15 protein-coding genes are annotated in these 18,875 nt (G+C 62.2%); 7 read left to right on the top strand and 8 right to left on the bottom strand.

Annotated features, from left to right (window positions below; genetic code table 11):
• Positions 1-17 precede the first annotated feature (17 nt).
• Positions 18-2,189, bottom strand: coding sequence for a TonB-dependent siderophore receptor (locus tag ACWHXP_RS15535; protein ID WP_489635615.1), 2,172 nt, complete (start codon positions 2,187-2,189; stop codon positions 18-20).
• A gap of 99 nt (positions 2,190-2,288) precedes the next feature.
• The gene (gene mltB / locus ACWHXP_RS15530; RefSeq protein ID WP_489635616.1) at positions 2,289-3,452 is read right to left on the bottom strand and encodes a lytic murein transglycosylase B; all 1,164 of its coding nucleotides are present in this window, start codon (positions 3,450-3,452) and stop codon (positions 2,289-2,291) included.
• A gap of 215 nt (positions 3,453-3,667) precedes the next feature.
• Here mltB and ACWHXP_RS15525 point away from each other — a divergent pair, with 215 nt between their 5' ends.
• Positions 3,668-4,609: a histone deacetylase family protein gene (locus tag ACWHXP_RS15525; protein ID WP_489635617.1), complete on the top strand. Its 942-nt coding sequence runs from the start codon at positions 3,668-3,670 to the stop codon at positions 4,607-4,609.
• A gap of 116 nt (positions 4,610-4,725) precedes the next feature.
• Here the strand turns inward: ACWHXP_RS15525 and ACWHXP_RS15520 are convergent, their stop codons facing one another.
• Positions 4,726-5,634 carry a LysR family transcriptional regulator gene (locus ACWHXP_RS15520; protein ID WP_489635618.1) on the bottom strand — a complete coding sequence of 303 codons (909 nt, stop codon included), beginning with the start codon at positions 5,632-5,634 and terminating at the stop codon, positions 4,726-4,728.
• A 190-nt stretch (positions 5,635-5,824) separates the two neighbouring features.
• On the opposite strand from ACWHXP_RS15520, the gene ACWHXP_RS15515 reads away from it, so the two are divergent.
• Positions 5,825-7,255 carry an MFS transporter gene (locus ACWHXP_RS15515; protein WP_489635619.1) on the top strand — a complete coding sequence of 477 codons (1,431 nt, stop codon included), beginning with the start codon at positions 5,825-5,827 and terminating at the stop codon, positions 7,253-7,255.
• 140 nt (positions 7,256-7,395) lie between these two features.
• On the top strand, positions 7,396-8,352 hold the full coding sequence (gene ylqF, locus ACWHXP_RS15510; protein WP_084320348.1) for a ribosome biogenesis GTPase YlqF: 957 nt from the start codon (positions 7,396-7,398) through the stop codon (positions 8,350-8,352).
• A gap of 153 nt (positions 8,353-8,505) precedes the next feature.
• On the opposite strand, the gene ACWHXP_RS15505 is transcribed toward ylqF, so the two are convergent.
• The 3 genes from ACWHXP_RS15505 to ACWHXP_RS15495 form a co-directional block, all read right to left on the bottom strand.
• Positions 8,506-9,303, bottom strand: coding sequence for a MetQ/NlpA family ABC transporter substrate-binding protein (locus tag ACWHXP_RS15505; RefSeq protein WP_034333919.1), 798 nt, complete (start codon positions 9,301-9,303; stop codon positions 8,506-8,508).
• Positions 9,304-9,366: 63 nt separating this feature from the next.
• Positions 9,367-10,020 (bottom strand): methionine ABC transporter permease, encoded by a 654-nt coding sequence (locus tag ACWHXP_RS15500; protein WP_034333917.1) that lies wholly within the window; start codon positions 10,018-10,020, stop codon positions 9,367-9,369.
• A complete protein-coding gene (locus ACWHXP_RS15495) occupies positions 10,010-11,047 on the bottom strand; it encodes a methionine ABC transporter ATP-binding protein (protein WP_489635620.1) in 1,038 nt (345 codons plus the stop codon). Before ACWHXP_RS15495 ends, ACWHXP_RS15500 begins: the two co-directional genes overlap by 11 nt.
• 420 nt (positions 11,048-11,467) lie before the next feature.
• On the opposite strand from ACWHXP_RS15495, the gene ACWHXP_RS15490 reads away from it, so the two are divergent.
• The 3 genes from ACWHXP_RS15490 (at position 11,468) to ACWHXP_RS15480 (ending at position 13,424) form a co-directional block, all read left to right on the top strand.
• On the top strand, positions 11,468-11,710 hold the full coding sequence (locus ACWHXP_RS15490; RefSeq protein ID WP_034333913.1) for a type II toxin-antitoxin system Phd/YefM family antitoxin: 243 nt from the start codon (positions 11,468-11,470) through the stop codon (positions 11,708-11,710).
• A complete protein-coding gene (locus tag ACWHXP_RS15485; protein WP_489635621.1) occupies positions 11,707-11,964 on the top strand; it encodes a type II toxin-antitoxin system YoeB family toxin in 258 nt (85 codons plus the stop codon). The genes ACWHXP_RS15490 and ACWHXP_RS15485 overlap by 4 nt, the downstream gene beginning before the upstream one ends.
• Before the next feature lie 227 nt (positions 11,965-12,191).
• A complete protein-coding gene (locus tag ACWHXP_RS15480) occupies positions 12,192-13,424 on the top strand; it encodes a porin (protein WP_489635622.1) in 1,233 nt (410 codons plus the stop codon).
• Positions 13,425-13,677: 253 nt separating this feature from the next.
• Here the strand turns inward: ACWHXP_RS15480 and groL are convergent, their stop codons facing one another.
• Entirely contained in the window at positions 13,678-15,327 is a 1,650-nt protein-coding gene (gene groL, locus ACWHXP_RS15475; protein WP_134221484.1) for a chaperonin GroEL, read from the bottom strand.
• Positions 15,328-15,470: 143 nt separating this feature from the next.
• Positions 15,471-15,761 (bottom strand): co-chaperone GroES, encoded by a 291-nt coding sequence (gene groES, locus ACWHXP_RS15470; protein ID WP_008115200.1) that lies wholly within the window; start codon positions 15,759-15,761, stop codon positions 15,471-15,473.
• A 385-nt stretch (positions 15,762-16,146) separates the two neighbouring features.
• On the opposite strand from groES, the gene ACWHXP_RS15465 reads away from it, so the two are divergent.
• Entirely contained in the window at positions 16,147-18,258 is a 2,112-nt protein-coding gene (locus ACWHXP_RS15465) for a TonB-dependent receptor family protein (RefSeq protein WP_489635623.1), read from the top strand.
• Positions 18,259-18,875: the final 617 nt, after the last annotated feature.

The raw sequence follows: 18,875 nt of genomic DNA, 5'->3' as shown, positions 1-18,875 counted from the left end.
CTCAGCAGGGCGGCAGATCAGAAATCATATTGCAGCGACAGCCGCGCGGTACGCGGCGCGCCGAGGTGCACGTAGCCGTCGCCCAGGTACTGGCCGGCATCCTTCCAGTAACGTTTGTCGAAGACGTTGTCGAGGTTGGCGCGCAGGGTGGCAGTGTGGCCGCTGATACGCAGCTTGTAGCGCAGGCCGGCATTGAACACATGCACCGCCGGCAGGCTCACGCTGCCGTCGCGGGTAGCCGGCTTGCTGGCGCTGTAGAGCCAGCTGCCCATCAGGTTCACGCCTTCCACGCCCGGCAGGGCATAGTCGGCATGGACGCTGCTGCGCAGGCGCGGCACGTTGACCACTTGCTGGCCATCGTAGGCGGCGGTGCCGGTATCGCTGGCGCGCGCGCGGGTGGCCGTCACGCTGGCACCGACGGCCAGGCGCGGGGTGAGCTTGCCGCTGGCACCGAGTTCGAGGCCGGTGTTGGTTTGCTGGCCTTGCTGGACATAGGTGAAGCCACTGCTGCTGTTGTCCGGCTGCTGATACTCGTAGGCCTTGCGAATGCGGAACACGGCAGCGGTCAGCGCCAGGTCCGGCGAGACGTCATATTTCACGCCGGCTTCCAGTTGACGTGCCACGGAGGGCGGCAAGGTGGTCGGGAAGTTGCTGCCCCAGAAGGGCGCGGATGTGCCCAGCGTCAGCGTCTCGGCATAGCTGCCGTAGAGCGAGACGTTCTGCATCGGCTTGAAGATCAGCGCCAGTTGCGGCAGGAACAGGTTGCGCGAAGTCGCACGGGTGACACTGCCGTCCGAAGCGAAGGCCTGCTCGTTGAGCCACACCTGTCGGCCCCCGGCAATGGCTTGCCAGCGCTCGGAGAATTGCAGGCGGTCGCTGAAGAACAGGGCTTTCTGGCGGCTGTCCAGATTGCGATACGCCGCGCCGGGCACATCGGTGGCCGGTGCCAGTGCAGGCGTTCCACTGTAAATGTTGCCACTGCCGACCAGCACGCTGATGCCATCCGATTTATCCACCACCCGGCGCGACATGGCCACGCCCATGGTCAGCTCATGCTTGAGCCAGCCGGTCGCGAACTTGCCGATCATGACCGCCTGCGCTTCATCGTTGCGGCGTTCGTCATTGGGCACGCGATAGTCATACACATCGAAGTCGCCATTGGCCGCAAAGGTCGAAGACGCTCCGCCACCGCTGCCATAAGGGAAGGCCAGGTAGTCATCGATGACCGCCCGGCTGCGGCCTGCCTGCACGTAACCATGCCAGTTGGCATTGAAATCGGTATCCACCCGCAGGCGATAGTTGAGCGAGCTGTCACGCACCGGCTGCGCCCACGATTGGGGCGTCAGCATGGTCCTGGGCGAGACGCCTGAGGGCAGCGTGGTGCCGCCCAGCAGCTGGTACCCGGCCACCGAGTGCTGGGCCTTCTGCTGGTATTCGGCATCGAACTGCACCAGCGTCTTCGACGACAGCGCCCAGCTTGCCGAGAGCGAAGCGAAGTCACGCCAGCCATCGCCATTGTTGACGTAGGAGTGGATGTCTTCATGCGCGGCATTGATGCGCAGGCCGAACTGTTTCTGTTCACCGAAGAGCGTGCCCAGGTCGGTGGCCAGGTAGCGCGATCCATAGGAGTCGGTCCCCAGCGTGATCGAACGCACATCGGCCGGACGCTTGGTCACGTAGTTGACGATGCCGCCCGCGCTGCTCACACCGGCCTGCAGGCCGGCTACCCCCTTGAGGAATTCGACGCGCTCCTTGTTTTCCAGCGCGATGGTCTGCTCGCCGGCCACGGTGAGTCCGTCGATGCGATAGGCGCTGGCCGGGTCCAGCGTGATGCCGCGGATGCTGAAGTTTTCGTAGTAACCGACCGGCGCATAGTTCTCGTTGATGGATGCATCATTCTTGACCACATCCGAGAGCAGGCGCGATTGCTGGTCCTGCATCTGCGCGGCAGTGACCACCGCCACCGAGGCCGGCGTATCGATCAGGGGCGCATCGTCGAAACCGGCCACGCCCGCCGAGCGCACGCGGCCTGCGTCGCGGCCGGTACCGCTGGCGGTGACGTTGACCGTGGGCAGGGACTCGCCCTTGTCGTCGGCGGCGTCAGCCGCACGGGCGATGGCCGGCAGGCCGAGCGAGGTGCCGGCCAGCGTCAGCATGAGCGTGGAGGCCAGGGGTGCAATGCGTTTCATCGTGGTTCTATCGTGGAAAGAAAGGAGCAGGAGCACGCAGTGAGCGCTCCCTCATCAACAGTGCCATCAAGGGTGAATCCGGGTGGGCGAGACGGCAGGTCAGCGGTTGCGTGCCGCCGCGACCGCACGGCCAAGATCGGCCACCGACATCGCATAGAAGTAGCTGCGATTGTACTGCGTGATGGCGTAGAAGTTGTTGGTGGCCACCCAGTACTCGGTCGGGCCGGTGCCGTTCTGCAGGTCGACCAGGCCATAACGCAGGCCGGCCGGCAGGGAGGACGTGGAGATGCCGGCCGCTTGCAGTTCCTCGACGGTGTACTTGGCTTCCAGGCCCTGGTTGAGCATGGCTTCCCACTGGCGGTTGTCATTCGAGACCGTGACCGGGAAGGCCACCGGTTCGCCGCGCTGCCAGCCGTGCACGGCCAGGTAGTGGGCCACGCTGCCAATGGCGTCCACCGGCGAATTGCGCAGGTCGATCTTGCCATCGCCATCGAAGTCCACCGCGTATTCGCGGATGCTGCCCGGCATGAACTGCGGCCAGCCGATGGCCCCGGCATAGGAGCCGCGCAAGGACATCGGATCGATGCCGGCCTCGCGCGCCAGCAGCAGGGTGTTTTCCAGTTCGCCCCGGAAGAAGGCCATGCGCGCATCACGGTTGGGGGTGTTGGGGTAATCGAAGGCCAGCGTGGTCAGCACATCCATCACGCGGAAGTTGCCGGTGTTGCGGCCGTAGACGGTTTCCACGCCGATGATGCCGACGATGATTTCCATGGGCACGCCGTATTGCGCCTCGGCGCGGGCCAGCGCGACGCCATAGCTGTTCCAGAAATCGACCCCCGCATTGATGCGCACCGGTTCCACGAAGCGCGCGCGGTAGGCCGCCCAGTTCTTGGGCTTGGTGCTGGGGGCCGGCTTGATGAGCTGGATGGCGCTGTCCACGTAGCGGGTCCGGGCGAAGAGGGCGTTCAGATCGCTGCGCTGGAACTGGTTGCGTTCGGCCATCTCATCCATGAAGCGGGCGACGTCCTTCCACTCGTTGAAGTTGACGAACTCGCCCTGGTCGTCAGCGGCCACCTTCTTCCTGGCCTGCGGCTTGGCTTTCTTCTCGGCTGCCTTCTTGTCTTTGTTGTCCACCGCCTTTTTCTGGGTTTTCTTTTCCACAGGCTTGCCGTCCTGCGCCTGCACGGTCATCGGCAAGGCACACAGTGTGGAGATCAGCAGGGTGGCGGCGAGGGCGGTCAGGCGAGGCAGGGAGATGGGCATGAGCAGGATGAGCAGCAGGGGAGGCCAGACAAGCGGGCAAGTATACCGCATCGGCCGCCGCGCCCTGCGCTGGTGCATGATGCCGACGCGGCTTTGACCACGATAGGCGACAGCCAATGTACACTAGTCCGAGGAGACAACCCGGCCAGCCTGGTGTTTGCCGGGTGGCAATATCATCGCAACAAGATCGCAACGAGATTGCAACAAGAGCAAGAATGACTACCGCCATCTATACGCACGCCGATTGCCAGCGCCATGAAATGGGTGACTGGCACCCTGAGACGCCCGCTCGTCTCGAGGCGATCGAAGACCAGCTGATCCTGAGCCGCATCGATCAGTTCCTCGACCGCCGCGAAGCCCCGCTGGCCGATCCGGCCGAACTGGAGCGTGTGCATACTGCCGCCGCCGTTGATTACGTGCGCGAGCACAGCCATGCCCTGAGCCTGTCGGGGCAGTCGTATCACTCCGTCGATGGCGACACCCTGCTCAACAAGCACAGCTGGAAAGCCGCCCTGCGCGCGGCCGGCGCGGCGGTGGCCGCGACCGATGCGGTGCTGGCCGGCGAACTGGACAATGCCTTCTGCGCGGTGCGTCCGCCGGGCCATCACGCCACGCCCGCCAAGGCCATGGGCTTCTGCCTGTTCAACAACGTGGCGGTGGCGGCGCGCCATGCCATCGACGTGCACGGGCTGGAACGGGTGGCGGTGATCGATTTCGACGTGCATCACGGCAATGGCACCGAAGACATCTTTGCCCATGATCCCCGGGTGCTGATGGTGAGTTTCTTCCAGCACCCCTTCTATCCCTTCTCGGGTGACGGGGCGACCGAATCGCACATCGTCAACGTGCCGGTGCCGGCCTATTCCGATGGCAGCGCGGTGCGCCAGCTGGTGACCGAGAAATGGCTGCCGGCGCTGCATGCGCACCAGCCGCAGATGATCTTCATCTCGGCCGGTTTCGATGCCCACCGCGAGGATGACATGGGCCAGATGGGCCTGGTGGAAGCCGATTACGCCTGGATGACGCGGCAGATCATGAAGATCGCCGACCAGTACGCCAAGGGCCGCATCGTCAGTTGCCTGGAGGGCGGCTACAACCTCTCTGCGCTGGGGCGCAGTGTGGTGGCTCACTTGAAGGTGCTGGCCGACCTGGAATGAAAGTTAGATTTTCCACAGGCGTTTTTAAGAAATGGCGCGATAAAAACTAAGGTTTTTGTCGCGCCTTGCTTTTTATGCACAGGGGGCAGTCTGTCCGCCGCCCGCTGCATGCTTCATCAAACCTCTGCAGGCGCATTTGCCTCATGGGCCTCATAGGTCTTATGGGCCTCATAGGCCGCAATGATCGCATCGGCCACCGCCCGCACCCGTGCCGTGCGGTTCAGGTCGCTGTGCAGTACCAGCCACATGTCGTAAGGCACGGCCCGCTGCGGCCAGATGCGCACCAGGCCGCTGGCCTTGTCGCCCACATGCGTGGGCAGTTCGCCGATGCCGAAACCCGCCTGCAGGCTGTCGACCATGACCAGCCCGGTACTCACTTCCATGGCCACGTTGGCGTGGGCGATGGATTCGCCGCAGATCTGCTCGGACTTGCTGGGCGAGACGCTGCGCGGATAGATCACCACGTCATGTCCCTTCAGGCCGGTGCCGGGATCGGGCAGGCCGCGCTTTTTCACATAGGCTTTCGAGGCATACATGCCGGTATGCAGCCGTTTCAGATGGCGCGCGATCAGGTCCGGCGCATCCGGGCGCACGGTACGCACGGCGATGTCGGCCTCGCGCTTGGTGAGGTTGGTGAGCTGGGTGGAGGTCGAGAGCACCACGCGGATTTTCGGATGCTCCTGGTGCAGCCGGTGCAAGGCCGGTAACAGAAAATGGCGCGCCGTAATGTCGGTGGCCGCCAGCCGTACCACGCCGCACAGGCGTTCATCCATGCCCTGCATCTGGCGTTGCAGCTGTTCCGCGCCTTGCTCCATCTGCGTAGCGGCAGCTGCCGCCATCTCGCCCGCCGGGGTCGGCACATAGCCACTGGGCGTGCGCAGGAACAGGCGCGCACCCAGCGAGCTTTCCAGTGCGGCCAGGCGGCGGCCTGCGGTGGCCTGGTCGATCTCCAGATGTTCGGCGGCCCCGCGCAAGGTGCCTACGCGATAGATGGCCAGGAAGATGCGGGCGTTGTCCCAATCCATGATGTGCCTTTGCTGCAAGAGGGGATTCAGTGAAGACGTGATGCAAATTTGCATCAGCGCGCTGATTTTATACCTCTTTATTGCATCACTGCCCGAGCCTAGAATCTGCCCCATTCAACCCGCCCCGGTCTTCTCCGGTCGCGGGATTGCGGTTCTCCCTCGCACCCTGCGTGCAGAAAGTCCTGTTGCCATGTCTTCCATACAATGCCCTCGTGCGCCAGCCTCGGTGCTGGCACCTCCCCTTGCCGATGTCGCCCCGCATGCCGGCATGCTGCCGCTGGTGGCCTTGGCCATCGGTTTCGTCATGGCCATGCTGGATGTGACGGTGGTCAACGTCGGGCTGTCCAATATCTCCAGCAGCCTGGATGCGCCCTTGTCGATGCTGGTGTGGATCGTCGATGGCTATACGCTGACCTTCGCCGCCATGCTGCTGGTGGGCGGCGCACTGGCCGACCGCTTCGGTGCGCGGCGGCTTTATCTGACCGGGCTGTTCCTGTTCGTAGTGGCCTCGCTGCTGTGCGGGGCTGCACCCAACGGGCCCTTCCTGATCGCGGCACGCCTGCTGCAGGGTTTGGGCGCGGCCTTCTTCATGCCCAGTTCGCTGAGCCTGCTCACGCACGTGTATGAGGATGACCGCGTGCGTGCCCGCATGCTGGGCGTCTGGTCGGCCACCGTCGGCCTGGCCGCTGCTGCCGGACCGCTGCTGGGCGGGGTGCTGATCCACTGGCTGGGCTGGCGCAGCGTGTTCCTCATCAACGTGCCGGTGGGCCTGCTGGGTTTGCTGATGGCGCGCAAGCTCATTCCCCAAGTTGCCGGACACGCCCGTGCGCTGCATCTGTTCAGCCACCTGGCCGGGGTGGTGATGCTGGCCGGGATTTCCTTCGTGCTAATCCAGGGGCCGGTGTATGGCTGGGCTTCTCCGCGCATCCTGGCGGCGCTGGCAGTGGCGGTGCTGGCCGCCGTGGCGCTGGTGCGCCATGAACTGCGCGGCATTGCGCCGCTGCTGCCCAAGGCGCTGTTTGCCACGCCGCAGTTTGCGGCGGCCAATGGCATTGGCTTCCTCATCAACTTCGGCGTCTATGGCAACCTGTTCTACCTGGCGCTGTTCCTGCAGCAGGGACGCGGCGCGGATGCCCTGCAGACCGGGCTGCAACTGGTACCGATGATGGCCGTGGTCTTCTTCGGCAACCTGATGTCGGGCCGCATGGCCGCGCACTGGGGGCCGCGCGTGCCGCTGCTGCTGGGCCTGTCGGTGGGGACCGTCTTTACCGCCGTGGCCATGAGTTTCCGTCCCGAGACGCCGTACTGGCTGCTGGCCCTGGTGTGCGCGGCGGCCAACCTGGGCATCAGTACCGCCATTCCTTCCATGACCACGGTGGTCATGCAGGTGGCCGGCAAGGCCCACGCCAACAGTGCGGCGGCCGCGCTCAATGCCAATCGCCAGATCGGTGCTCTGGTCGGCGTGGCCCTGATGGGCGCGATCCTGCATAGCATTGAGGGCTGGAACCTGCGCAATCCGCTGGCCTTCGGCGTGATGGCGCTGGCTTATGGCGTCGCCCTGTGGCTGGTGTGGCGCTTCGTAGGTGTTGCCAAAGAGCAATGGGTGACGCGCCGCGCGTGAGCGCGGGTGTTGTTCCCCGTCCAACGGCCTGCCCCGACTTGCGCGCGGCAGGCCGTTTTCTTGGGGATTTGTTAGGGATTGGCGGGGCAGGGCCGTAAAATAGCGCCTTCAACGAAATACGCATCAGAAAGAAGCTCCGCATGTCCATCCAATGGTTCCCCGGTCACATGAACTCCGCCCGCCGCAAGGCCGCGGAGAGCATGGAAAAAGTCGATATGGTCATCGAAGTGGTCGATGCCCGCCTGCCGCAGGCCAGCTGCAATCCCATGATCGAGCAGCTGCGCAATGCGCGCCAGCGTCCTTGCCTGAAGATCCTCAACAAGACCGACATGGCCGATCCGGTGGCCACCCAAGCCTGGATCGACTACTACAACAGCCAGAAGGGCGTCACCGCCGTGGCCCTCTCCTGCAAGAAGCCCTCCGATGTGGCGCGCGTGCCCAAGCTGGCGATTCAGGTGGCACCGCATCGCGGTACTGCCCTGAAGCCGCTGCGCATGATGATCATGGGCATCCCCAACGTCGGCAAGTCGACCCTGATGAATGCGCTGCTGAAAAAGCGCGTGGCCGCCGTCGGCGATGAACCGGCCGTGACCAAGACCCAGCAGCGTCTCTACCTGGGCAACAACATGGTGCTCACCGATACCCCCGGCATGCTCTGGCCCAAGATCGAGCATCCCAGCGATGGCCTGATGCTGGCGGCCAGCCATGCGGTGGGCAGCAATGCGCTGATCGAAGAGGAAGTGGCGACCTTCCTGGCCGACCTGCTGCTGCAGCGCTATCCGCAGTTGCTCAAGGCGCGTTATGGCTTCAATACCGAAGGCATGGACGGCGTAGCCGTGGTGGAGGGCGTGGCGGCCAAGCGTGGCTTCCGCCTCAAGGGCGGCGAATACGATTTCGAGAAGGCCGCGCACACCTTCCTGCAGGATTACCGCAGCGGCGCACTGGGCCGCATCTCGCTGGAAACGCCGCAGTCGCGTGCCGAGCTGCTGGCGACCTATCAGTCCACCGACAATCCCGATGCCCTGCAGGCCGAGGATGAAGAGGAAGACGACGAGGACTACGACTGGCGAGACGCTCCGGATCACCGCGGGCGTTGAATCTAAGTTTTTCTTTCCGGAAAACTTAGAAACCGGACTTCAAAAACTAAGTTTTTGAGGGATTACCGGCAAGCGAAAAATTCCCGCCCAATGAAAAAGGCCAGCTCGATGAGCTGGCCTTTTCGTTGATGCAGGCAAGTCAGGCGTTGCGGATTACCAGGAAGTGATCACGGAACCCTTGTACTTTTCCAGCACGAACTTCTTCACTTCCGGGCTGTGGTAAGCCTTGACCAGCTTGGCGACCCAAGGCTTGTCCTTGTCGGCGATACGCACGGCGATCACGTTGGCGTAGGGACCGGTGGAGGCTTCCACGGCAATCGCATCCTTGGTCGGCGACAGGCCGGCCGATTCAGCGTAGTTGCCGTTGATGACGGCAGCATCGAAGTCATCCAGCGAACGCGGCAGCTGGGCGGCATCCAGTTCGATGATCTTGATCTTCTTGGGGTTTTCCACGATGTCCAACGGGGTTGCCTTCAGGCCGGCATCGGCTTTCAGCTTGATCACGCCCTTGGCTTGCAGCACCAGCAGGGCGCGGCCGCCGTTGGTCGGATCGTTGGGCACGCCCACGCGCGCACCTTGTTTCAGGTCGTTGAGCGACTTGATCTTCTTGGAGTACACGCCCATCGGGAAGGTGATGGTGCTGCCCACGCTCACGAACTTGTAGCCACGGTCCTTGATCTGCGCATCCAGGTAGGGCTGGTGCTGGTAGGAGTTGGCGTCCAGGTCGCCGGCGGCCAGCGCGGCGTTGGGCTGGATGTAGTCGGTGAATTCGATGACCTTCATCTGCACGCCGTCTTTTTCCAGCAGCTTCTTGACCTGTTCCATGATCTCGGCGTGCGGACCGGCGGTCACGCCCATCTTGATCTGGTCTTCGGCCATGGCGGGAGCACAGGCCAGGCCGGCGGCCAGGCCCAGGCCTGCGATGAATTGAATCAACTGACGACGCTTCATGACTTTCCTTTCGAGCTTTGAGGTGGGCAGCGGATAGCTGCCGTTTTTTTGTAGTAACTGCGCTCAGCGGTGGCTGAGCTTGCGGACCAGCAGGTCTCCCAGGGATTGCACCAGCTGGACGAACACGATCAGGATCAGCACCACGGCCAGCATCACTTCCGGCAGGAAGCGCTGGTAGCCGTAGCGGATGCCCAGGTCGCCCAGGCCGCCGCCACCGATGGCACCGGCCATGGCCGAATAACCGACCAGGCTGACGAAGGTGATCGTGAGACCGGCGACGATACCAGCAAATGCTTCAGGCACCAAGACCTTGTAAATGATTTGCCAGGTGGTCGCACCCATGGCTTGCGCCGCTTCCACCAGGCCGTGATCGACTTCGCGCAGGGCGGTCTCGACCAGGCGCGCAATGAAGGGCGCGGCGGCGATGGTCAGCGGCACGATGGCAGCGGCCGTGCCGATGGAGGTGCCCACGAAGAAGCGCGTCATCGGGATCACCGCCACCAGCAGGATGATGAAGGGCGTCGAGCGCACCGCATTGACCAGCAGGCCGGCGATGCGGTTGAAGGCGACGTTGGGCAGCACGCCCTTGGATTCGGTGATGTGCAGGGCGATGCCGAGCGGAATGCCGAGCAGTGAGCCGACCACGCCCGAGATCACCACCATCATCAGCGTCTCGCCGAAGGAGCTGACGAACAGATCGATCAGTTCAGATGACATGGTTGAGCTCCTCGACGACCACGCCCTGCTCGCGCAGGTATTGCATGGCCTGCTTGATGTTGTCCTGGGTACCGTTGGCGAGGATCGCCAGCGAACCGAATGCCTGGCCCTGGATCTCGTCGATCTGGCCGTGCAGGATGTTGAAATTCAGGTTGAAGCGGCGCACCGCTTCCGACAGGTGCGGCTGGTCCACATCGTTGCCGGTGAAGGCGAAGCGGAACAGGTGGTCGGTGCCCTGGCCGACGTCGGCACGCGCCAGGCGCTCGCGCAGGCGGGCCAGCACGCCCTTGGGCAGCTCGTGGGCGATGACGTCGCCGATCAGCGCGCGGGTGACTTCATGGCGCGGCTGGCGGAACACCTCCAGCACTTCGCCCTGTTCGATCACCTGGCCGGCTTCCATCACGGCCACGCGGTCGCAGATCTGCTTGATGACTTCCATCTGGTGCGTGATCAGCACGATGGTCAGGCCCAGCTCCTTGTTGATCTTGCGCAGCAGTTCGAGGATGGAGCGGGTGGTTTCCGGGTCCAGCGCCGAGGTGGCTTCGTCCGAGAGCAGGACCTTGGGATCGTTGGCCAGGGCACGGGCAATGCCCACGCGCTGCTTCTGGCCGCCGGAAATCTGTGCCGGATAGCGGTCGCGCAGGGCGGTCAGGCCCACCAGCTCCAGCAAGGGTTCGACCTTGGCGGCGATCTCCGGCTTGCTCTTGCCGGCCAGTTCCAGCGGCAGCGCGATGTTGTCGTAGACGCTGCGCGAGGAGAGCAGGTTGAAGTGCTGGAAGATCATGCCGATGCCACGGCGCGCTTCGCGCAGTTGGGAGGACGACAGCGAGGTCAGGTCCTGGCCATCGAGGACGATACGTCCGGAAGTGGGACGATTCAGCAGGTTCAGGGTGCGCACCAGGGTGCTCTTGCCCGCGCCGCTGCGGCCGATGATGCCGAAGATCTCGCCCTTGCGGATCGACAAATCGACATTGCGCACCGCTTCGACATTGCCGAACCGCTGGGTGACAGCTTGTATTTCGATCATGATGGAAAAGAAGAATGGCAGCGGGCCCCCGGGTGCCGACGCCAGCGCGGCATCGTGGGACGCTGCGGGCGGGTCAGGACCTCAGGTCTCCACTGCCATCAATATTTTTATAAGAAGGCGCTATTTTAAGGCGGCAAGGTTATATAGGGAAAATAAATTTTCGCCTATGCATATAACCGGCGCGTCTTAGCATGCGGCGGGAACCCGCGTGCAGAGCGGCTTTGCGGGGCGATTTGCACAGTGGGCCCGGTCCCGGGAGACGACCTTGACTCGATGTTGAGCGAGAAAGGTGTCGAATAAGTTTTGTCGTTCACCTCATTTTTTCACTGAATGCCGTCCGTGACGGTGCCAGGGCTTATCTTCCTGAATTTTTTGTCCGGCGTGCTGCAGCGCGCCGGATCCAGCCCCGGAATCCTCCCCATGTATGCCTTTCCTGTCACTGACCTGGCCGAGCGCCTCGACGCGCTGCTGGAGCTGGCCGATATCGATGAAGTCATCCTCACCCGAGCGGGTGCCGACAACCTGGTGCTGGTGCGCGAACCGGTCTGGCGCGGAGTGCAGGAAGCCCTGCACCTGCTGGGCAACGATCTCAATGCCGAACGCCTGCTGTGCAGCCTGTTGCAGCTGCGCGCCGAACTGCTGCCGCTGAAGGAGCAGCCTTGAGCCCGCTCTGGATGACCCCGCTGGCGCGCGAGGACCTGGCCTGGTGGCGTCGCCATGACCGCCGGGTTGCACGTCAATTACTTCATTTGATGCGACGACTAAGTGAAGGAGCTTGCATTCCATCGGCCCGCCGGGTGGCCTTGCCCCTGCGCTTGCCCGGACTTTACGCGGTGCGCGTGCAGGGTGAACACCGGCTCGTCATCGAGTTGGTGGCGGGCAGGCTGGTGATTCATCAGTGCCGGTTTCATTACTGATGGACAACAAAATGCGCTGACCTCTATGTGTGACATGGGTTGCGATAAAGCTACAGAAAAGTCTTATAAATCATATTAATTAAAGGAATGATTCATTTGAGGAATAAAAGTCGGTTTAGATTTGCCGTGACTTCTTGATGTTTCTTTCGGAAGCCTGGGTGGTGCCCTCGTCGCAAGGTGATGTCCACCCTCCAATCAACAGCAATCAAACCACTACGGAGTACTCTATGAAAAAGTCCATCCTGGCCCTGGCCGTGCTGGCTGCCTTCGGCAGCGCGGCGCACGCGCAGAGCAGCGTGACCATCTACGGTGCGGTCGACGCCAGCCTGTCCTACACCAACAAGATCTCCACCGGCGGCAAGGATACGGGCGGCCAGATGGCGCTCGATTCCGGCCTGATGAAGGGTTCGCGCCTGGGCGTCAAGGGCGTGGAAGACCTGGGCGGCGGTATCAAGGCGCTGTTCACCATCGAGAACGGTTTCAGTGTCGATACCGGCGAGGCGGGCCAGGGCAAGCTGCTGTGGGGCCGTCAGGCGACCGTGGGGCTGTCGGGCAACTTTGGTACGGTGCTGGTCGGCCGTCAGAACGACATCCTGGGCGAGATCGGCGCCATCAGCTCGGCTGGTGACTTTGGCGGCGTGGTCAGCCGTGTCCACTCGCAGAACCTGGACCGCACCAACGGCGAGCGCGTCAACAATTCCATTCGCTACAACACCCCGAACTTCGGCGGCTTCAGTGGTAGCGTTATCTATGGCTTCGGTGAGCAAGCCGGCAATACCGGTGCCGGCCAGTCCTTCGGCCTGGGCGGTACTTACGCCAATGGTCCGCTGACCCTGGGCCTGGGCTATTTCCAAAGCAAGATGGGGGCTGGCTCCAGTGACGTCAACGGCGCCTCCGCCTGCAATGGGGCAGAGGCGGGCAAGGACAAGGCGGGCGATACCTGCCTGAAGACCTGGACGCTGGCAGCGGCCTATCAGTTTGGTCCGGCCAAGGTCTATGGTTCCTACTCCCGCCTGAGCCTGCCGCTGGCCAAGGTGCCGTCGCAGATCGCCTTCAATCCCAAGCATGACTACAGCTTCCGTTCGCTGGCGCATCCCAAGGCCCCTGGTGCCAAGCCTTACTATGACATGCCTGACGATGGCGATTTCCTCATCGGCGGTGCCAACCATGAGTCCAGCAGCACTCTGGATGTCGGCGTGAATTACAAGATCTCGACGAACCTGGCGCTGATCAGCAGCCTGCAGTACACCCGCGCCAAGTTCGCTCGCAGCGCCGATGGCCGTCTCCTGCAGCTGAACCTGGGTGCCAAGTATGACCTGTCCAAGCGTACTTCCACCTATGCGGTCATCCGCAATCTGCGTTCGTCCGACATGTACAGCGTCGGTCTGGGCAAGGATCGCGAACCTGGCCTGGATCGCAGCCAGACCGGCATCAACGCCGGCCTGATCCACAGCTTCTAAGTTCTGGCACTGCATCGGGCTCGTGGGAGCCCGATGTTTTGGCCCGCATCTGCAAGGATGCGGGTCTTTTTTTATGCAGAAACCTTTGTGAGGTCGATGCTCGGTCAACTCAGCTGCGCGAGATCGGAGAGGAGGCCTTGCATTCCGGATCCGCTCCGATCGCCGCCCAACAAAAAACCCGCATCATCGCTGATGCGGGTTTTTTACTTGCAGCACAGGCCATGCGACGCATGGCCCGCAGCCGGAAGGCCAATTACATCATGCCGTCCATGCCGCCCATGCCGCCCATACCACCCATGCCGCCAGGCATGCCGGCCGGCTTGTCCTCGGTCACTTCGGCCACCAGGGCGTCGGTGGTCAGGATCAGGCTGGCCACGGAGGCAGCGTTTTGCAGAGCCGAACGGGTCACCTTGGCCGGATCCAGCACGCCCAGTTCCACCAGGTCACCGTAGGTGCCGTTGGAGGCGTTGTAGCCGAAGTTGCCCGAACCTTCCAGCACCTTGTTCACCACCACCGACGGCTCGTCGCCGGCGTTGAAGACGATCTGGCGCAGCGGCTCTTCGATGGCGCGCAGCACGATCTTGATACCGGCTTCCTGATCCGGATTGTCACCCTTCAGGTCCTTGACGTTGGCGCGAGCACGCAGCAGGGCAACGCCACCGCCAGGCACGACGCCTTCTTCAACAGCAGCGCGGGTAGCGTGCAGGGCGTCTTCGACGCGGGCCTTCTTTTCCTTCATTTCGACTTCGGTGGCAGCGCCAACCTTGATCAGTGCAACACCGCCGGCCAGCTTGGCCACGCGCTCTTGCAGCTTTTCACGGTCGTAGTCGGAGGTCGCTTCGCCGATCTGGGTGCGGATCATTGCCACGCGAGCTTCGATGCCAGCGGCTTCGCCGTTGCCGTCGATGATGGTGGTGTTTTCCTTGCCGATTTCAACGCGCTTGGCTTGGCCCAGTTCAGCCAAGGTAGCCTTTTCCAGGGTCAGGCCGACTTCTTCGGCGATCACTTGGCCGCCGGTCAGGATGGCGATGTCTTCCAGCATGGCCTTGCGGCGGTCGCCGAAACCAGGAGCCTTGACGGCAGCGGTCTTCAGGATGCCACGGATGTTGTTGACCACCAGGGTAGCCAGGGCTTCGCCTTCGACGTCTTCAGCCACGATCAGCAGCGGACGGCCAGCCTTGGCGACTTGTTCCAGCACCGGCAGCAGGTCACGGATGTTGGAGATCTTCTTGTCGAACAGCAGGATGAAGGGATTGTCCAGAGCGACGATCTGCTTCTCTTGGTTGTTGATGAAGTACGGCGACAGGTAGCCACGGTCGAATTGCATACCTTCGACGATGTCCAGTTCGTTTTCCAGCGACTTGCCGTCTTCCACGGTGATGACGCCTTCCTTGCCGACCTTTTCCATGGCCTTGGCGATGATGTCGCCGATGTCCGCGTCGGAGTTGGCCGAGATCGAGCCGACTTGAGCGATTTCCTTGGAGGTGGTGGTGGGCTTGGCCAGGTTCTTCACTTCACCGACGATGGCGGTGACAGCCTTGTCGATACCGCGCTTCAGGTCGGTCGGGTTGAAGCCGGCGGCGACGTACTTGAAGCCTTCGCGCACGATGGCTTGAGCCAGCACGGTTGCGGTGGTGGTACCGTCACCGGCGTTGTCGGAGGTCTTGGAAGCGACTTCCTTGACCAGCTGGGCACCCATGTTTTCCAGCTTGTCCTTCAGTTCGATTTCCTTGGCGACGGAAACGCCGTCCTTGGTCACGGTCGGGGCGCCAAAGCTGCGCTCCAGCACGACGTTGCGGCCCTTGGGGCCCAGGGTGACCTTGACTGCGTTGGCCAGGATGTTGACGCCGTTGACGACCTTGGCGCGTGCTTCATCGCCGAAAATAACTTGCTTTGCTGCCATGTTGGATTCTCCAGAAATTCGGTTCAGTTCATGTCGCCGGGCTCGGGCCTGAAGATTCAGGGAGCACCGGCTGCTGTCTTGTTGCCGATGGCCTTCACGTTTTCTCTATCTATATAGAAGGAAAAGGAAGGCCGGATGCCGAATTACTTCTCGACGACGGCGAACAGGTCTTCTTCGCGCATGACCAGCAGTTCCTGGCCATCGATCTTCACGGCCTGGCCGGAGTACTTGCCGAACAGAACGCGGTCGCCGACCTTCACGGCCAGTTGGCGGACCTTGCCATCTTCCAGGATCTTGCCGTTGCCGACGGCCAGGACTTCGCCTTGGTCCGGCTTTTCGGTCGCTGCGTCAGGCAGAACGATACCGGAAGCAGTCTTGGTTTCCTGGTCGAGGCGCTTGACGATAACGCGATCGTGCAAAGGGCGAAGATTCATGAGAACTCCTTAATTTTCAATAAGTTAGCATTGATTGCGGCGATGCCTGCAACGGTTTTCTTCCAAATGCAGCAGACGTCACCGCATGAAAAAGGGGATTGCGCCCGGCGGCGCTGTTAGCACTCTGCCGTGACGAGTGCTAAGTATAGGGATGGGTTGGGGAATTTTCAAGGCGTCAATTGCCGTGTTTGCTCGCCTGGTCTGCGCAGCGGCACTCAAAAAAATTCGAGGTCAGTTAAGAGAAATGCAGGCATGGCTCTGAATATGTAAAAAATAGAATGAGAATCATTATTATTACGGCTCTTTCGGATCAGTCCGGAAGAGCCTTTTTTTATAAGAAATGAACGGCGGAGGTTCGCCAGTATTTTTATTGGACCGAAATGCAATGCAGAACAATCAGGCCCCATTCAACCATGCACGCGATCTGCGTATCGCCACTTCAACCCTTGCCTCGCTCGTGATGCTCGGCTTCCCGCTGGCCGGCATGGCGCAGCAGTCCGCGGCGCCCGACGGGCCGGCGGGGCTGGAACCGATCCAGGTCAGCAGCGATTGGCTCGGCACTGGCTTCGAGAGCAGCGTGAAGACCTATCCCGGTGCCCGCACCGTGGTCAAGAAGCAGGAGATCGACAGCACCGGCGCCGTCAGCATCGGCGAGGTGATGCGCCGCATTCCCGGCGTGCAGTCCAGCGACAGCGCCGGTAGCTCCGGCAGCGCCATTGCCTTGAACATCGGCGTGCGCGGTCTGACCGGACGCTTTTCGCCGCGCTCGACCGTCCTGATGGATGGCATCCCCTTGTCGGTGGCGCCCTATGGCCAGCCCCAGCTTTCGTTTGCGCCCCTGAGCCTGAACAACATCGAATCGATCGATGTCATCCGTGGCGGCGGCGCGGTGCGCTTCGGCCCGCAGAACGTGGGCGGCATCATCAATTTCAAGACGCGCTCCATTCCCGCCAGCGAGGGCATCTCGGGTGATGCCTCGGTGCGCTACAACAGCTACGGCAAGGGTGGCGGCAATGCGCAGTACACCGCCTTTGCCGGCGGCCAGAGCGACACTGGCCTGGGCATGGCTTTCCTGTACTCGGGCCAGGACGGCAGCGGATGGCGCGACAAGAGCGATGAGCATCTCAACGATTTTGCGCTGAAGATGCGCTACGAAATTTCCCCGCGTTCCGAACTCCACGCCAAGTTCAATTACTACGACGTGCTGAGCCGCACGCCGGGCGGCCTCACCACCGTGCAGTACGCCGCCGATCCGTTCCAGAACACGCGCCAGCGCGACAACTGGAGCGGTACCCGCAAAGGCTTCGACGTCGGTTACCTCAATACGCTGTCGGATCATCAGGAGCTGGAGATCCGGACCTACTTCAACCAGGCGACCCGCCAGAGCAGCTTGATCAACGTGACCGGCGTGCGCCTCTCGCATCAGCCGCGCAACTATGAAACGCTGGGCGTCGAGCCCCGCTACACGCAGCGCTTCGCCTGGGGCGGCACTACGCACGATGTCACCGTCGGCTACCGCTATATCCGCGAGCGCGGGGATGACAACATCTACAACGAAGCGGTCCGCACCGGTGTGCTGAGCGGATTCACCCAGTTCCAGAACAGTACCGATGCCCATGCAGGCTACATCGATGACAAGATCGCATTCGGCAAATGGCGCATCACGCCGGGCCTGCGTTTCGAACAGGTGCGGTCAAGTCGCTACGAAATGGGCAAGAAGGATCCTTACGAAGTGGCCAACGACAAGCTGCTGCCCTCGATCAACCTGGCCTATCTGCTCACGGAGCAATTGACCCTGTTCAGCAACTACAACACCTCCTTCGGCGTGGTGCAGAATTCGCAACTCAACACCATGTCTTCCGCCAATCCGCTGTCGCCCGAACTGGCCCGGACGATGGAAGGCGGCATGCGCTGGAAGAGCGCACAGGCCTCCGCCGAAGCCACGGTGTTCCACATCAATTTTGACAACCAGATCGTGTCGGTGCAGGGAACAACGCCCAACGTCTTCCGCAACATCGGCCGGACCCAGCATGATGGCGTCGAACTGTCGATGGACTATGCCTTCGCTCCGGACAGCCCCCTGAAAGGATGGTCGGTCTTCGCCAACTACACCTACACCCGCGCCCTGCAGAAGTCAGGCAGCAATCCCGGCAAGGACTTGCCGTTCTATGCACGCACGACCGATACGCTCGGGGTGCGCATGCAAACCGGTCCCTGGACGCTCAACCTGTCGACCACGCACCAGGGCCGACAGTTTGCCGATGAAGCCAACACCGTCGCCGAAAGCGCTGACGGCAGCATCGGAGAAATCCCGGGCGTGCGTCTCTGGAATGCGCAGGCGAGCTGGAAGGTGCCGGGCAAGAAGGGATTCGACCTCACCGCGGGCGTCAACAACCTGCTGGACCGGCGCTACTTCACCCGTACCGTGGATGGCAATCTGGGCAAGCTGGTCGGTGCGCCGCGAAGCTTGTATGTCCAAGGACGTTACACATTCTGACCGTGCCGGGATGAATGAAATCGCGCACAGGCCGCCGCGGCCATCGTTCATCTCGCCCTTCCGCAAGCAGGGTCCCGGATCCAGGTTCAAATGAAGATTAATTCCCGCGATACGAGAATTTATCCCCGGAAATGAGGCTGGCAGTTCGAGCCAGCCTCGTTACAAGTGCAGCTTTCTGCTATTTTCCCACCCTAATTGGTGCGCTCCTTCGCATCCCGATTCAAAAAAGTGCATAAAACGTGCGATATGAATGAAGCGCCGCGTTGGCACGGAACTCGCTCTCCCAGCCGCACCATTACGGTGTATTCTGCCCGGCGGGGCGGTGTAATGGAGGAACTGCCCCGCCTGGCCTGGCGCTGCGGCCGGGCCGCTTGCCTGCTGTGGCTCCGTCCCTTTTTATCCGGGGATGCCCCTGGGGAAAGCGCCCGAGTGGCGATGCTGCAAGGCATGGCTCGGTTTTTGCAGTAGCAGAGTCCGCAAGCAAGAACCGGTCAGCGACTGGGAGGCGCTGCGGTGCTTTCCGATCAGGTTGCCGTCCACACGGCGGTCAGAATCGGTCAGCGCACATAACAAATGGCACAACGAACTGCGTTTTCAATCTTTCATTGGAAGTAATA

It is taken from the genome of Herbaspirillum sp. Her2 (genome assembly GCF_057961375.1).
Note: the sequence above shows the minus strand (reverse complement) of the source record. Positions and strands in the feature narration are given on the sequence as shown.

Coding starts and splice junctions, on each gene's coding strand:
- ACWHXP_RS15535 (WP_489635615.1), bottom strand. CDS start 2,189: ATGAAACGCATTGCACCCCTGGCCTCCACGCTCATGCTGACGCTGGCC.
- mltB (WP_489635616.1), bottom strand. CDS start 3,452: ATGCCCATCTCCCTGCCTCGCCTGACCGCCCTCGCCGCCACCCTGCTG.
- ACWHXP_RS15525 (WP_489635617.1), top strand. CDS start 3,668: ATGACTACCGCCATCTATACGCACGCCGATTGCCAGCGCCATGAAATG.
- ACWHXP_RS15520 (WP_489635618.1), bottom strand. CDS start 5,634: ATGGATTGGGACAACGCCCGCATCTTCCTGGCCATCTATCGCGTAGGC.
- ACWHXP_RS15515 (WP_489635619.1), top strand. CDS start 5,825: ATGTCTTCCATACAATGCCCTCGTGCGCCAGCCTCGGTGCTGGCACCT.
- ylqF (WP_084320348.1), top strand. CDS start 7,396: ATGTCCATCCAATGGTTCCCCGGTCACATGAACTCCGCCCGCCGCAAG.
- ACWHXP_RS15505 (WP_034333919.1), bottom strand. CDS start 9,303: ATGAAGCGTCGTCAGTTGATTCAATTCATCGCAGGCCTGGGCCTGGCC.
- ACWHXP_RS15500 (WP_034333917.1), bottom strand. CDS start 10,020: ATGTCATCTGAACTGATCGATCTGTTCGTCAGCTCCTTCGGCGAGACG.
- ACWHXP_RS15495 (WP_489635620.1), bottom strand. CDS start 11,047: ATGATCGAAATACAAGCTGTCACCCAGCGGTTCGGCAATGTCGAAGCG.
- ACWHXP_RS15490 (WP_034333913.1), top strand. CDS start 11,468: ATGTATGCCTTTCCTGTCACTGACCTGGCCGAGCGCCTCGACGCGCTG.
- ACWHXP_RS15480 (WP_489635622.1), top strand. CDS start 12,192: ATGAAAAAGTCCATCCTGGCCCTGGCCGTGCTGGCTGCCTTCGGCAGC.
- groL (WP_134221484.1), bottom strand. CDS start 15,327: ATGGCAGCAAAGCAAGTTATTTTCGGCGATGAAGCACGCGCCAAGGTC.
- groES (WP_008115200.1), bottom strand. CDS start 15,761: ATGAATCTTCGCCCTTTGCACGATCGCGTTATCGTCAAGCGCCTCGAC.
- ACWHXP_RS15465 (WP_489635623.1), top strand. CDS start 16,147: ATGCAGAACAATCAGGCCCCATTCAACCATGCACGCGATCTGCGTATC.